Source organism: Pseudomonas sp. FP2338 (genome assembly GCF_030687515.1).
Lineage (GTDB): Bacteria > Pseudomonadota > Gammaproteobacteria > Pseudomonadales > Pseudomonadaceae > Aquipseudomonas > Aquipseudomonas salomonii.
Window position 1 is genome coordinate 1,264,292 of record NZ_CP117436.1, and the last position, 15,911, is coordinate 1,280,202.

Sequence of the window (15,911 nt, forward strand, 5' to 3'; positions counted from 1 at the left end):
ATCTGCAGTTCGCCAACAGAGTATTGAGTTCATGTTCCCTTTAAGACCCCTCGTGGCAGCGATAGCGCTGGCCACCTGTTCGGTCGTTATGGCCGCGCCTGATAACAATTACACCCCGCGCAGTTTGCTGTCTCAGGCCAAAGGTTTACCGAGCGATTTCGAAGAGCATTTTTTCGATGTGCCTTTGGCGGTACGGGTCGAGCGTGATCAACAGTTCGTGGGCGAAGCGATGATTGTGTTGACCCGTGATGACCGGATCACCCTGCTTGAGTTCACCGACCACAGCGACAGCACGATCACGGGCACCGAGCGTGATGCTTGGGAGAACTACCTCAAGCCCGGCATTCCCTTGGGCCAATGCGTTCAGAACTGCCCTGAGCAGTTGCTGGCGGTGCATTACAACCTGGAAAACTCGCTGGTCTCCATCCTCACCGAAAATGCCGAGCGTGATGCTGCCCCACAGCAGTTTTACACCCAGCCCGACGGCGGCAGCACCGGGCTGATCATCAACAACCAACTGAACCTTAATGGCGGGCAGAACCAAGACCTGGGCGGGCGTTACGGCATCGAAGCCAGCAGCAGCCTGGGCAACTGGAGCCAGACCCTGAATTTTCAACTGGCGCGCCTCGGTGGGCCGGACACCCAGCTTTACCACGCACTTTATTCGGCCTACGCCCAACGTGAGTTCGAGGGCCAGTTTTTGCGCCTGGGGTATTTCACCCCCAACTCCGAAGGGCTGAACCGCCAAGTCCGTTCGTTCGGCGCGGCACCGGACATCGCCGTCGGGGTGATGGTCGGCAGCTCCGATAGCCTGGCGATGAACAACCCCAAGCCCAGCGTCTACCCGATCTACGTCACCTCCAATCGCCAGGGCTCGGTAGAGATCTATCGCAATGGCTTATTGATCAACACCCAACCAGTGCCGGCCGGCTTGCAGACCCTCGACACGCGCCCTTTGCCGGGCGGTATCTATGAAGTGGAAGTGCGCCTGATCGAAGACGGCCAGGTCACCTCCACCACCCAGGAGCTGGTGTACAAGCCCAACAACTGGCGCAACCATGACGAGCGCTGGCGTTACAACCTGTTTGCCGGGCGCGAAAGCACGCTGCTCAATAACTGGGAGCAGCGCGACAAGGGCGACATGACCGCCGGCGCTTCGGTCAACTACCTGCTGCACCCGCGCGTGGTGCTCGGTGTGTCGGGGCGCCAGGTGCAGGACCGTCTGCAACTGGGCAGCTCCATCGACTGGAGCATTGCCCAGGGCGCAAGTGTCTACGCCAACGTCTACCAGACCCGCGACTACGGCACCGGCATGGACGTGCAAGGGCTGTACAGCTACGGCATGGGCACCGTGATCGCGAGCCACAACCGTAGCTGGCTCGATACCCGTAACACCTACGAAACCCTGCCCGACGGTACGCGGCTTCGCCAACGCAACACCTTTGTCGGCCAGACCAGCACCTCGTCGCTGTCGATCAACCACCGTCTGGCCAACCGAAATTCGGTGAATGCTCGCGTATCCCACAGCCAGGGCAATGTCGAAGGTGTTGGCCTGGACCTGGGCTGGACCCGTCAAGACACGCTGTTTGGCAGCGATGCCAACTGGCGGCTGTCGGTGTTCGACCGACCCTCCACCAGCAACGTCAGCGACAAGCGCAACCGTGGCGTCGACCTGACCCTCAACCTGGCCCTTGGTGGCCCGGGGGAAAGCTGGTCCGGCAGCATCGGTTCGCGTACCGCGCGCGAAGGCCAGCGTGATAACAACGCTTCGCTGACTTACCGCAAGGACCTCAAGGACCACACCCTGCAGAGTGTCTCGGTCACCGCCCTGACCGATGTCTACGGCGTGGGCCTGTCGAGCATGACCAGCTTTGCCACCGACACCCTGTCGGGCGATGCCTTTGCCCAGCGCTCGTCCTATAACGGCGACTTGACCGGCGGCCTCAACCTCAACAACACCCTTGCCGTGGGTGCGCAGAAAATGGTGATGACCAGCCAGTACCACGGCAGCGGCTCGGGAATGATCATTGACGTGGAGACCGACGTGGAAGACATCGCCCTGCGCGCCGATGACATGAGCGGCTCCAGCATGGCGTTGCGGCCAGGTCGCAACTTCGTACCCATTACCGCCTACAAGAGCAGTTCGGTCGCCTTCGATTTCGAAGGTAACCACCCACCCGCGGCCACCATCCAGCCGGCGCGCACCGCCTACCACCTGAACAAGGGCGGCGTGGAGTACCGCAAGATCAGCGTGATGAAAACCGTGACGGTGCTGGGCCGCTTGATCGACACCCAAGGCCAGCCGCTCAAGGGCCATCACATCATCAACCACGCCAGCCGTGGGGTCAGCGAGGTAGACGGCTTCTTCTCCATGGAAATGAACGCCGGTTCCCCGACGCTGGAAGTGCGCCGTGGCACCGAGTTGCTGTGCCAGTTCCGCCTCGACCCGAGCAAGGCCCGCAGTGAGAACGATGTACTGATGATCGGCGACCTGCGCTGTACCCAAGACACTCTGGCTGACGCTTTGGTCGTGCCGCAAGCCGCTGGCTGATGGCGTTGAAATCAGCAGGTGGTTCACGCCCCTGCGCCTGTTATTCGATGAGGTTCACCGCAATGAAACGATTATTGGCAGTCATGGGTTTTTGTTTGTTGGCCCAAGGGGCCCAGGCCGGCCCCAACATCAATGTCGGGGTGGTGTATGACTACCTGGACGGCGACAAAAGTACTTATCTCAAACGCATTTTCAACGGCGGCACCAGCACCGCCTTTGTAAAGGTCGAGATCCTCGAGATCCTTTATGACGAGCAGGGCAAGAGCAAGGAAGTGCCGCTGCAATCCCAGCTCGACAGCACGGCCCGTGACGGCTTGATGGCCAGCCCCGCCCGGCTGATCGTGCCGGCCAACGGCATGCAGGGTACACGCTTGGTATACATGGGCGAGCGGAGCAAAGAGCGCTACTTCCGCGTGCGTTATATCCCCGTGGTGCCTGAGAAGGAAGATGCGTTCGCCGTTTCCGAGGAGGAGCGTGAAGCCTACCAGAACACCTTGCAGGCCGGGGTCAGCGTGTTGGCCGGTTACGGCACGGTATTTTTCGTGCGGCCCCAGGACACCCGCTTCGACACTCGGCTTGAGAACGTCGGCGCCAAATATACCGTGCGTAATAACGGCAATAGCGTGATCGAGGTCGATGAATTCAAAAACTGCGTGGCCGGCAAGACCGACGACTGCCAACCCACCACCAAGAATCATGTCTTGCCGGGGCGTGCGTTCTCCTTCGACAAGCAAGCCGGTCGTGAATACCGCTTCAAACTCGTCGAAGGCCAAAACCAGAAAGACCATGTGGTGCAAGGATGAACCAGGTGGCACTGCGGTTACCTGCGCTACTGCTGTGCGGTGGGCTGGCACTGCTCAGTTTCTCGGCCATCGCCGCCCGTGAGGAAGCTGTGTTCCATGTATCGGTCAAGGTGCCCACCAACGACTTTTACGTGCTGGCGGTCAATCCGGGTTTCGTGGAGCGCGAGCAGGTTATGTCTTACAACACCGTCACCGGACAGTTGAGCGCGTTGCGCGAGCACTTCGATGTGAAGAATGCTCGTGGTGGCATTCAGGCGCGCCTGTCTTATGTGCCCGTATTGTCCAATGGCCCCAATTCGATTGCCCTGAACGTGACCTTCAACGGCCACCCCCTGGACCTTGACGCTACCTTGGTGGTCCCGGAAGACGAGGCCAGGGCCGGCAAGCGCGTGCCGCTGGTGATTGCCGCTGTACAGCCCGAGGACGGTTTCGTGCCGGGGGATTATTTCGGCAGCGTGCAGATCATGTTTGATGCGCTCAGCCCATGAGCATGGACGGAACTGCGATTCAGCCGTTTGTGTTTTCAAACGAGATGCATCAAGGCCTGGGTGCCTCCGACCCGATGAGTGAGTGATGAAAATGAACCTGAAGACCGTCAAGCGTTCGATGCTGGCCACAGGCCTGGCGAGCGCTCTGTGGGGGCTGTTCGCGGCTCCGGCAAGCGCCGAAACCCAGCAAATCACGGCGTTGTTCAAGCCCAACCCAGAGCAACCCTTGCAAAACAAATTCGTCAATACCACCCCGCAAAGCTCCATTTGCGAGGTGCACATTCCGACGCAATGCAAGGCGCGAAATATATTCAGCCTGCGCTTTGTCAGCTTCATGGCGGAATCCAACGGGCCCATCGAAGCGAACCATGAAGACCCGAGGGCCGGGGCTTTTTTCAAAACGCCCTCCGAATTCAGAGACGTTCAGGTTCGTCATACGCGCACTGGGGTTATTGAAACCGTTCGGATACGTATCGCCGGTTTCGGCGGTAACTGGTTTATGGCAAGACCGCCGGGAGTGAGCGCTTGGGCGCAAGGAGGCGCTGGCTGGCAGTCCGCGTGGTACAGCGCACCGCCTTGTACGTCCACGGGGCATTTGAAGGCAGGTATCGCCGCCGCTACGTTTTTCTGGATCGTGCCCGAAAATGCGGGAACCTGTGCGCGCCAACCGTCGCAGACGATCCCTTGGTTCAGATACCGGACCATGGAGTATGCCTACGAACTGGTCACGCCCAACCCCTTGACCATGACCTCCGGGCAATACGTGGGCACTATTACCTACACGGTCGGCGGCGCCGGCGCTGATTTTGACTTCGGTGATGTGGTGGTTCCCACCGGGGATCGCGAGCTGACCCTGGAGTTCACCCTGGACGTACAGCATGAACTCAAGGTGGAAATCCCCCCTGGCGGCAATAACGTGGAGCTGGTTCCCCAGGGCGGCTGGCAAGGCTGGCTGAACCAGGGGCGCAAACCCACCCGGTTGTTCCGTGACCAGACGTTCAACCTCTCCGTTTCATCGCCCTTCGGCATGCAGATGAGCTGTGAGTACAGCAATGGAACGGGCTGCGACCTGGTCGAAACCCGTACCGGCCAGCGCGTGCCACTGGAGGTGGCCGTGAGCCTGCCCCATGGCCTTACCGATAGCAGTGGGCAAGCCGTCAAGCGGCGGCCTTTGCGCCTGGATGGCTCGGGAACCAACGGATTCCAGCCAAGTTTCTACGTGAACCGTGGCCCTGGCACCCTGCACTTTGAGGTGACACGTGACGAGGTCGAGAAAATGCTGACCCCGGATGTCGAGGCCAATTATCGCGGCAATGTGACGGTGGTCTGGGATTCGGAGTTGTAGGAACGAGATAGGGAAGGGCAACCAGTAACCTGGGGCGAGGGAGCAAGCGTCCTCGCCACCGTTCAATGCTTTTGCCTGCCTGGTATGACGCCGTCACGTCCGGTTTTTACGCCCCCTGGCCCGCTTCAGTGCTTTGCGAGTCAGGTCTCGCAACCACTGATCGTACCCTTTTCTGCGTGGTCCGCAGCGTGTTGGTAGGGTGATTCGAATAACATAGTGTTGTGGCCTTTAAAATGAATGCTCACGGGGCCACCCGGTACTTGGACCGGGTGGCGGCTGAGTTTTAAACATTACGCAGAGTCGAGAAGTGCCGGCATACGGATAGGGCACTCGCGCCTACGGGGCGATTCAGGTGGGGGGCAGGGAGGGGCCTGGTTGTGACAAGTCCCAAGCGCTGGTTTGTGGCGGCGCAGTAGTGAGCCCCAGTCGCTCAAGACGTGCTGCATGATGGGGATTGTTCCTGTGGAAGGCGCCGCCATTGGGTGACACGTATTTCAGCCAGGAATCGAGGTGAATGTTGTTATCAACAGCGTACTTCGCCACTTCCATTTTTGTGACAGGTGTTGTTCTTGGTGTTTGCGGTCGAAGGTACAACCTGTCCCAGTCCAGCAGATGTTGGTCGGTGATCTTGCCGCGCGCACCCGATGGACGTATAGACAGCCTTAATGATCGGGTAAGGCCTACCTCGGTCAACTTGCCGTGCTTTGACACATACCTGCCCCATACCGTCGGGTTGAGGCGGTGTGTTTGCATAAATGCCGCGGCGGCTGCCCTGGTTTCATCACCGAGCCCGAGCCATGTCTTGAAAAGATCGTCCGTAAACTGCGCATGCCCTTGCCCAGGGTTGAGTTTTAACAACCCGGCCGCGTTTATTTCGCCGCCTTGCCTGACGTATTTGTTCCACGTTTTGACCGGGATACCGAGCCGGGTAAAAAAGGTCTTGGGGGCCAGCGGTGCCTGTGGGTTGAGTGCTCGCACCGTTGAGACATGTGTCTCCCAGTCTCTAAGCGCCAGGGTGATATTACTGTCGGGTTTTGGCCCTCCGCCTCGCAAAGCCTGGGTTGTGTCCAGTACCCATTGTTTATTCGGTAGCCCCCGCAGCTTGAACGGAGTGAAGCCTCCGGTCGGGGTAAGCAGGGGCACGACCATTGCCTCGGGCTGGGAGAGATTGAACGGCCCCTGAACTCTGAACACCCGCTCCTTGCCCGCTACGTCCGTGCCGCGTACCAGATAGGCTGGGGACGGACCGGAAGTCTGGTAAATGCCTGCTCCTTCGGACAGGGATGAATTGGCAGGGATTGGGCCTTTGAACAGCAGGTTGACGCTTTCCCGTCGGAACGCTCTCTCGTAGGCCGTCAGTGTATGCAAGGGCGCGTCCTTCGCTGGCCTGAGCAGCATCTGCAGCGGCTTGATGCTGACCCCGGCGGTGCGCGTCACCCCCGCGACCAGGGTGGATGCCGTCGCGACCTCGAACAGGACCCGTCCTTCCAACGTGCGACGTACCACTAACCCCACCACGTTCCGCCCCAGGCCGCGCAAGGTGTGCGCCGTGGTGCGAGCGATCCTGCCCAGCCATCCAAAGGTTGAAGTGACAAGGGTCCCGGCCCAGGGGAAGCCACCCAGTACGGTCATCACCACTTCAATGCCGAACAACACCTTGTTTTTTGTGGACTGGTAGTTCAGTTCTTCGTTGGTCACGCTTTCAGTATCTGTTTTGTCCAGCAGATGCAGGTAGTGCTGCCGGTACATCCCGGCCAGTAAATCCCCTGAGTGCGCGGCCAGGCCAAGATTGAGCAAGCGCGTATTGGCCGGCAGGCGTGTTTGCAGATAAGTCTGCCAGGCCGAAGAGCGCATCAGCTTGAACATTTCGTCCTCGCTGGTGATTTCCCTGAGGTCCAGGCCATCTGGCGCCTGCGGGGTATACAGGGCCACTCTTTCATCGATGGCGGTGGAAACGATCAGCGCCCCGTTCACGGCCTGCCCGCCGCGGCCTTCACTGGTCGGATTGAACAGCATGGCACTGGCGATCACCGATTGCCCGTCAACCGGTTGGCGCGTCGCGGGGTCTGGCGACGCCAGGACCGCCGCCATCCAGGCGGCCGCTTTCTTTTGGCTGTTGTCGCTGGTCATTGCTGGGCTGTAGGCATCAGGGCTCAATCGCGCAGACAGGGCTGCGTAGTCCAGCGCGGACGCCTGGCTGGCTATCCAGGCGTTTTTCAGGGCCTGGGCTTCGGTCGCCGTGGCCTCTGGGGCGAGATATTTTTTGAGCACATCCTCGGTGTATCGGTGCCCGATATTCAGCTCGGTGACCCACTGCTCAAGGCGTTCCTGGTCTACGACGATGGCTTTGCCTTGGGTATCGCGCACCCATCCACCTTGTGCATTGATCAACGTGGCCTCCAGCAGATCGTCCTCGGTCCAGTTGAGGCCCTTCTGCCATGGCTTGTTATTGGTCAGCAGCAGGTTGGTCAGGCTTGTGCGAGTTTGCTTGACGCCTTCATGCTGGGAGCCGAAACCGGCGCCGTAAGCCGTGCGGGTTCTTGTCGTGCGGATGACCTGGATCTTGTCCGGGTCAATGCCCTGCGCGGGGTAATCTGCCCTGGCCTTGCCATTGGAGTCTTGCTCCTGCAAAAAGGCGCGTATCTTCGGCAGCACCTGTTGCTTGGCGTATTCGCCCAATGGGGGAACAAGCGCTTTCCATTGCTTGGCCAATTCGTCCTGTTTTTCGTCGGCGACCCGGGCCTGGTCTTGCAGGGCCTTCTGGTCTGACGGGCTCAAGCGTTTTTCCCAGTCCGGGCGCCAATGCTCCAGCAACAGTTGGTTGCGCGCGATGAGTGGGCCAGCCATATCCAACAGCTCGACCAGTTGTGAGCGCCCATTGCTTTGCGGGTCGAGTTCATCATCGCAGAGGCCCAGCAGGGTCTCGATGTCAGACTGCTGTTTATCCAGCAGCGCCTGAATGCTGTTGGCCACAAAGTCGTCCTGGATCGGCATGAACGTGTTGCGCAGGTCGCTGCCCCACAGCCCGGTTTTTGTATTCTGCACCGACAGCGGTAAGCCGACGGCGAGCAACTTGCCGGGGGCCTCGTCGGCATCGATACGGGCTTTTAACGTGTCGTGCAGGGTTTGCAGGGACGTACATTCTTCAAAGCCCTGATCCGGGGTGAACACCACTACCGGGCCTGTGATGCGGCTGGCGGTGCTGAGGTTTTTGTGCCCGTATGTCCAGTGGGGGCGGGTGGTGTTGGAGCCGTCACTGGCGGTCAGCACAAAGCTGCCGGCCAGGCGCGCGCCTTCTGCGCTCCCTGTGTCTACCGTCAGTTGATAGACGCCGGGGCGGGCGCCATGGCTGAAGGCGGCTTCCCGCCGGGCCTGGGTGGGATAGTGCAGTACGCGGTCAATCAGCAGTTTGGCCTGCGGGCTCAGCGTATTGTCGGCCACGCGCAGGCGTGCCTGCACGTCCAGAGCTTGACGGTGCAGATCTATCAGCCGCACTTGCGGGCAGGACAGCTCAGGCGTCAGGGGGGTATGCCAGTAAGTCGTGATTTGCGCGGCCAATTGGGCTTGCAGGGCTTCAGCCAGACCCAGCAGTGTGCCGTTCTGCGTCATCTGGTCGGTTTCGTTGAAGGCTGTGGGGCTGCTGAAGACACTTTCAGCAAAGGTGTCGGCGGTTACGACGCTGTCTGCCGGCGCTGTTTGATCCTCATCTTCATCTTCATCGGTTTCATCCCAACGCAATAAAGCGCAAAGCGCCTGCGGCAAGGTTCGCGAGGATTCAAACTGACGCCGGCCGTTACTGTCGATGCGGTAGCGGTTGACATACAGGCTGCTCAGCCCGATTTCGGCGGGCAATTGCGGGAAGCTGTCCTTGAGCAGAGCGCTCAGGGCGCCCTCCAGCGACGGGTATTTTTGCAGGTCCAGCACGCCATCGATCTGCTGGTTGAGGGAGGCCCAGAGTTGTAACAGCTGGGTCTGCTGTTCAGTGTCCGGTGAGGTGTGCAGGCTCAGGGACGGCTCGACCGGTACAGGCCGCCGGGCCAGCAAGCCGGGGCTGCCCTTGAGCGGTAATGCGAGGGGGGTGCGCAGTGCTGTCGCCAAGGCCTCGAACGTGGTGTGGGACGCGCTAAAGGTCTGGACAATATCGGCTTCTTGCTGGTCCAGACGGGCCCGCAGGCACGTACTCAATACATGCCCGGTGATCGGGGTATAGCCCAGGTTTTGCCCGCCTCTCAGCACGCCGTCGGCACGGGATCGCTCGCTGAGTGCGACGTTGGTGAGCAGCAGGATTTTCTCGCTACCGCTGACCAAGCGTCGGCGCAAGGTGTTCTCCATGGTGGTGAAGTGTTCGAATGTCTCAACGCCAAATTGCGGGGTATACAGGACTGCCGGCCGGCTCCTGTGCAAGCGCTCGGTGAGCACGAAGCAGCCGTTGAGGGCTGCAGACCACTCAGGTTGGTCTCGCGAGGAAAGCGTGATACCGACTGCCTGCGGTGGCGTGGCCTGGCCCGAGGTTTCATGCAGCACCAGGTTCTCGATCAGTTGTCGGCCTTCGGTCAGTACCTTCAAGTGTGCCTTGGCCGTGGCGACGGCTGTTTGAGCCTGAGTATCCGCGGGCTTTTGCGCCAGGTCATGTTCGGCTTGTGCGACCTGTTGCCGGGCATCGTGCAGTTGCAGGTCCGCCTCGAGCGCCAATACCATCCGTTGCTGTTGGCTCACGGCTTCCAGGACGCTCAGGGCGCCGGTGCTGGCATGGGGTGACGACCAGAACGTCTCCAGACTGCGCGAGTACAACGCCAGGCTGTCGTGTTGCAGAGCGTTGATCAACCAGTTGAAGGGCGCGACCTCAAGTGCTGTGATTTCGCCGCCGCGGCCGACACTATAAGCTTGTGCGTAAAAACCCACTGCCTGGTGGACGGTGCCAGTATGAGGCTCTTTGGCAAGCTCGGTAGGTACTTTTCGGGTGGCGATAGCCTCCTGCAGTACCTGGGTCAGGTTGCGTGTGCGGGTAAGGCGCGGTATCGGCGCGGCGCTGTCTTGGGGATCGGTCGACGGGCTGTCGTAGGCATACTCGTTGAGAAAAACCGCATCGGGATTCGGCGGGGCGGCGGGTACAAGCAGCGCCAATGCTTGACGCAATTGGGCAGCCATCACGGTAGTGATATCCGGTTGGGCATCCAGCAGATGCTCGATGGCGGTAGTACATACCGACAACTTGCGTAGCAGGTCCTCGACAGAAGCGAGCGGTTGTGAAGGCATAACGTGGGTCTCCTTGAGCGATAGGGTTATTCGTGCAGGCCGGTATCGGTCGTGAGGGCACCACACGCGATTGCCCACACTAATGATCCGCGCGGCAGAGACCGGCATACATAACCACTACATCGCTCTTACCGCTGACGTACGGCCTGTGGCAAGGGCCCTTGGTGTTCACCGTTTCCAGCGCAAGCAGTTCGGCAGGTATTACCACAGGCTCCAGGGTTTGCGTGCGCAGGCCCGGGTCGATTTCAAGCAGGTGGGTACGTATTTCGTCAAATGTCGGTGATGCTGCTGGTGTGTTCGATATGCTCATTGGCATTGTCCTCATGCTGATGGAGGGAATCATCAGCATGGGGCTCGATTGGGCTGACAAGGGAGGGTTAAAGCCCGGCGGCAACCATAGCCTCGCGGGTCAGGCGGCGGCCCAGTTCCTGTTCGTCGTAGAAGCTGTTGAGAAACAGGCTCAGGTACAGCTCCTCGCTCATGGGAGCGCCGGTCAAAACTTGGTTATGCGCCACAGATAGCGCGTCTGCCAGGTCGACCAGGCGTTGCCTGAGTTGAGCGCTGGTGGTCGGGTTTTTCTGCTCCGGTGGCAGTTGCTCATTGGCGGCCCAGGCGTTTTGAGCCTGGCGCAAGTCATCGATGGCTTCACTGGCCTGTTGATGCTGGCATTGGATGTTTGCGTACTTATCGGGATGAATCTCGAGCAAGTAGTCGCTCCAGAAAGGCTGCTTGAGCATTTGCTCCACCAACCCGTCACCCTGTTCATCCTCGATCACCTTGTTGTAGGCGTTGACCAGTTGCCTGGGCTGGAGTGGGCCGCAATCGCGGTAGAGCATGTGATCCGCCAGCCAGGGCAGATCCAGGCGCGCCTTCAGGCCGGTCTGGTAGGCGGCGTACACCTCGACCTCGTCGAGGGTGCCCGTTACGCCGTTGACGACATTGGTGGTCAGTCGCAAGGGTGGGCCTTCACTCCCGTCCTCGTTAACGGTGGGTGCGGTGAGGCGTGTCTGGATATCTCTCTTGGCGATCAGATTGATCTTGTCCAGCCGCGCCTTTTGTTTGGCCAGCAGCACCAGCGCGTTGGTTTGCGCCTGTCGGGTCGGTTCGCGCGAGGCCTCCAGCTTCAGGGTTTCGATGCCCATGGCGTTGAATACCTGGGCACCGGCATCGGCGCACGAGATCGGCGCGGTGGAGAGATTGAACAATGCGTTGCGGGTTGGCTCGTCACTGTCGGCAGCCATCAGCAGGCGCAACACATTGGTGCGTAACTGCCTGAGGTTGCGCCGATAACGTAGCAGGTCAGCCGGATCATGGACGATCTCTGGGAGTGGTTGTCGCTGGCTTGCGATGATCTCGAAAAAACCCTGTGAGCCGTGTTGCTGCTCAAGTTCATCCCAGATTTTCTGCCACTCCTGGCGCAAATCGTCCGTCAGATGGCCGAGCCAGAATTGACTGTCCTGCTCGCCTCTCGGCGGATAGGTGCGATAAGGGTCAAGGCCAGCGGTACGGCGATAGTCGACCATCCGGTCCTCGGCGTCCCTGTCAAGCTTGTTGCGGTCCAGGCGTGCGCGTGCCACCAGCTGCGCAGAAGGGGAGCCAGGCTCGACGATGGGCACCTGGGTGACGGCGGTGTTCAGCAGTTGCAGGTCGAAGTCTGGCGGGCGGGGCAACTCGAACAGACCCGCAGGCCATGCTCTGAGCGGGGTGTTATTGAGCACCAGCCTGTGCAGCTGCGGCATGCGGCTGATGTCCGGCGATGTGAGCAGGTGCTGGTTATGCGAGAGGTTCAGCACTTTGAGATGGTTCAAGTGCTTGAGGTGACCCAGGTTCTGCGTATTCCAGCGAATCGGGTTTTCGGCCAGGCCCAGATGCGTGAGACGACGCATGCCCTTGACGGCCTCGGGCAAGGCGCTCAGGCCATTGTGGGTGATATCCAGGTTGCGCAGGTTGGGAAAGTTGTGCAGGAACGGGCTGTCGGCGTCAGTAAAATCGGTGCCTGTCAGATTGAGGCTGGTGATGTGTTCCAACGGGGTGGCCAGTTGAGGGAAATTCTGCATAAAGCCGTAAATGGTTTCACCGCGCAGGTCCAGTGTGCTGCCAGGCTGCCGGGTGCCGAAACCCGTTTCGTAGCCCTTGGGCGATCGCTCCCAGCTTTCGCGTATCAGTGTGCTCAGCCGTCTCCTGAATAACTGCTCCGTGAGCGCCGGACGCAGTTGCTGGCTGCCCGCAGCGGGGAGTTTTTGCCAACTTTCCAGTGCCTTGAGAAGGTTTTTTTTCTGTGTTTCAAGCTCGCGTAGCAGGTGCTTTGCGTCGGTCGAATTCAGGGCCCGGGCATAGTCCATCACGTCTTCTTCGGCCAGCGTCGGATAAAGCTTCTTGAGCCGCTCTTCAACACTGGCGCGCCCAAGCCTTTGGCGCAGGGCGCTGAATACGGGGGTTCGCATGCACCAGACCTCGGTGGACACGACAGGCAGGATCGGCTCCTCAGCCAACACGGCGCGGCGTTCGGCGGGGGCGCGCAGGGTTTCCTGGAGCCATTGGCGCAACGCTTGGCCTTCGCCTGGCGCAAAGCCGAGGGGGTCATGGGGCAGGGCGTGCAGCACGGCTTCATACAGGTCCCAAGTGGTATCCAGGCCAGAGCCGTGGTGGGCATATCGCCCTGGCGCCGTGCGTATCAACAGCGTAACGGTTGTGGCGTTGTCCGGGCCGACATGGCTGCGCAATTGTCCGTTGGGCTGTTGCTCGCGGATGCTCAGGCGCTGGTCGCCGAAGGCCCTGCGGTGTTTTTTCAGGGCATTGAGTAGCAGCCGTTCGGTGTCGGGCGTGGGGGCGTCGTCCTGGTAAAACCCTTCATAGGCGTGGGTGGCGCGTGCTTCGAACTGCAGCTCCCTGCCCTGATGTTTGAGGCGCAACGGCAGGCGACCCTCTTTGTTCATGAACTGCACTTCAACGGGACGGGCCTGGGTCAGTATCGCCCGGGCCAGCCTGTCGGGCAGATTGGGGAATTGCTGTTGCAGCAGTAACCCATGGGCCGTATTTGACTGGTGCTGGAAGCTGTACAGATGCTCGAAGATGTCGTCCTTGCGCGATGCCACATAGCGGCTCAGTTGTTCACGCAGTACCTGCGCTCGCGCGCTGCGGTCGGCGGGCAATGGCTTGCCGACCACGGCGCCGAGTTCGGTGTCGTCCAGGAACCCCACGACCCGCTGGGGCAGTTGCCCGGCCGCCAGGTCTTCGCGGCTGATGGTCAACGTTGACTGCGGTGATGCCTGTGTGGCGCCATGTTGGATCGCCTCACCGCTCATGTCGGACGCCTCGTACACGGCGATGGCTTTGCCGCTGGGCCAGCCATCCATTCGCGTGAGCATGTCGGCCGACCAGTAGGCGGCTTCACCGCCGACGGCGGACGGCTCGCTGAGCGTGTCGATGTGTTGCCTGAGTTTGAAGCGATCCAGAGTGTCGGCCAGCAGCGGTGGCGGTGCCAGGTTTTCGGCGTACATATGCCTCAGCGCGCCGGGTTCGGTACCACTGATATCGCATACCTGTTGCAGGCGATCTTGCGACCAGGTGGCGGTTGTCGGGTTCAAGCGCCGCAACAGTTGCGAATCGTCCCAGGCCCTGGGTTCCTCGCCCTCCAGCACGACGGCACCGTGGCCGTTAAGCAACACCTCAGGGCGATAGGCATGAGCGCGTCGTGGATGGATGATGCGGTGCCGGTCGGTGTCGGCGGCCTGGCTGACTTCGTAGTGCCTGTTTTCAAGACGCAGGATTTTCTTGCCTGCGTGTTGATGAAAACCCTGGGCGTCGGATTGCGACTCCGGTGGCAGGGCTACGGCTTGTTGTTCGTAAGGGTTCAGGTCCGCATGCCATAAACGCTGTTTGCCATCGGCCAGGGTGACAGGCTTCAACCCCTCGACAAAGGGTGACAGCTTGAGGTGAACCAGTTTCCCGGCAGCGCCGCCTGCGATCAGTTGCAGTACGTTTTCCGTCACCTCGACCACGTGTTCGATGGCTTCTATACCCAGGCCTTCAGCCCAATCCAACAGGCCTTCACACACTTCATCGGCGAGTTGATAAGCGGTATAGGCCAGCATCAATTCGCCCAGGAAAGGCACGAACGGGGTCACGACCAGCAACGCCAGGTTGAGAATGTCCGAGAAGATTTTTTCCAGGTTATCCCACCAGGCCCAGCGCGCCATGCGGTCGGCGTAGGCGGTGGACACGGCCAGTTCACGGGCATCATTGAGCATTTTGTTGAGTTTTTGCTGGAACACATGCTCCCACAGCGGCGTTCGGATACGGTTCACGTCGAACTGCAGCTCGGGATTGTCGAGCGTGGTTTCCCGCCACGTCGGGCGAGGGTCGCCGAGTACATAGCGGTGCCATTTCACTCGGCTCAGGCGCAGTCCCAACTGGCTGAAAAAATGCCCCTGGTACTGATGCTCGACAAACCGACTGAAAAATTGTTGATAGTCGGGTTGTCGCAATTGCCGTGTCAGCTCCTTCATGAATTCGACTGTCGACGCATAGCGCTTGAGCGGGTGGTCTGGGTCATCCGGTACATAAGCGATGACGGGTAGTGCCTCGCGGCTGTGTTCCAGGTCTGCGGCGATCAGTACAACACCGACCAGGGTGGCGTCCATCAGGCTCAGGTCATGGCAGTACGCGGCGTTACCGTCGAGCGTCAGGCTTGGGTGGCCGGCAATCAGAGCAGCGATCAGGCGCTCGTCCGCCAGCCCGATATCGTTTTTCATCAGTGCCATCTGCGCCGCAACCTTGAGGGCCTCCACTTGGTTGCGGGTGACACGGGCGCGCAGCACGCCTTGCACCACCGGTTGGGTACGGCCCAGGTAAAGCTCAAGGTGCACCTGGTACTGGGCGCCGATGTCGAGACTTCGCACCAGGGTTTTGAACTGCTGGATCGACAGTTTTCGGTTCAGTGGCAAGACGTTGAAATGGCCCAAGGCGTCGGGGCGGCTGATGAACCGCGAGTCGGCGGTGAACGTCTCGGTATCGGCGAAGTTGTGCAACGCCGCGTCCAGCAGCGAGACCGTGCGGCTTTGCACACCATCGCTCAGGTTCCTGACCGGGGCATAGAGTCGCAGCCAAGTGTTGCGTACATCCACATCGAGGTTGTATTGCTGCTGCAATGCGGCTTTCAGCAAGGGCTCGGCGAAGCCCTTGAGGTCGGTGATCGGGGCCAGTTTCCGGTCAACGAGGGTTTGGGTCTTCCAGTGTTCGGCAACGGCGGTTTTCAGTCGCTGGTGCTGGTCGGGCGTCGCACTTGCATACCAGGGCGGAATGATTTTGCGGCTGGATTTCAAGGCGCCGATACGTGACATTGACAGGGTTTTGACCCAATCGGGCAACGCATCCCGAATGAGTTCGTAGTGTTGGCCTTTATCTTCTTGGGGGGAGGGGGTAATGGCGGACATGGCGTGTTTTTCTGTGGCAAATCGGGCATTCAG

The 15,911-nt window shown here is 60.2% G+C and carries 7 protein-coding genes; 4 read left to right on the forward strand and 3 right to left on the reverse strand.

Features of this window, described 5'->3' with window-relative positions; all coding sequences use genetic code 11:
• Positions 1-31: 31 nt before the first annotated feature.
• The 4 genes from PSH96_RS05595 to PSH96_RS05610 all read left to right on the forward strand — a co-directional run bounded on the left by PSH96_RS05595 (position 32) and on the right by PSH96_RS05610 (position 5,187).
• Entirely contained in the window at positions 32-2,551 is a 2,520-nt protein-coding gene (locus PSH96_RS05595) for a TcfC E-set like domain-containing protein (RefSeq protein WP_305458044.1), read from the forward strand.
• A 62-nt stretch (positions 2,552-2,613) separates the two neighbouring features.
• Positions 2,614-3,354 carry a molecular chaperone gene (locus PSH96_RS05600; RefSeq protein ID WP_305458045.1) on the forward strand — a complete coding sequence of 247 codons (741 nt, stop codon included), beginning with the start codon at positions 2,614-2,616 and terminating at the stop codon, positions 3,352-3,354.
• Positions 3,351-3,842 (forward strand): CS1 type fimbrial major subunit, encoded by a 492-nt coding sequence (locus PSH96_RS05605; protein WP_305458047.1) that lies wholly within the window; start codon positions 3,351-3,353, stop codon positions 3,840-3,842. Before PSH96_RS05600 ends, PSH96_RS05605 begins: the two co-directional genes overlap by 4 nt.
• An 85-nt stretch (positions 3,843-3,927) precedes the next feature.
• Complete coding sequence (locus tag PSH96_RS05610; protein ID WP_305458049.1) at positions 3,928-5,187, forward strand: hypothetical protein; 1,260 nt, start codon at positions 3,928-3,930, stop codon at positions 5,185-5,187.
• A 348-nt stretch (positions 5,188-5,535) separates the two neighbouring features.
• Here the strand turns inward: PSH96_RS05610 and PSH96_RS05615 are convergent, their stop codons facing one another.
• The 3 genes from PSH96_RS05615 to PSH96_RS05625 form a co-directional block, all read right to left on the reverse strand.
• On the reverse strand, positions 5,536-10,443 hold the full coding sequence (locus PSH96_RS05615) for a hypothetical protein (protein WP_305458051.1): 4,908 nt from the start codon (positions 10,441-10,443) through the stop codon (positions 5,536-5,538).
• Between the two features lie 79 nt (positions 10,444-10,522).
• Positions 10,523-10,792, reverse strand: a complete 270-nt coding sequence (locus PSH96_RS05620) for a hypothetical protein (protein WP_305458053.1) — start codon at positions 10,790-10,792, stop codon at positions 10,523-10,525.
• 28 nt (positions 10,793-10,820) lie between these two features.
• Positions 10,821-15,878 (reverse strand): dermonecrotic toxin domain-containing protein, encoded by a 5,058-nt coding sequence (locus PSH96_RS05625; RefSeq protein ID WP_305458055.1) that lies wholly within the window; start codon positions 15,876-15,878, stop codon positions 10,821-10,823.
• Positions 15,879-15,911 lie beyond the last annotated feature (33 nt).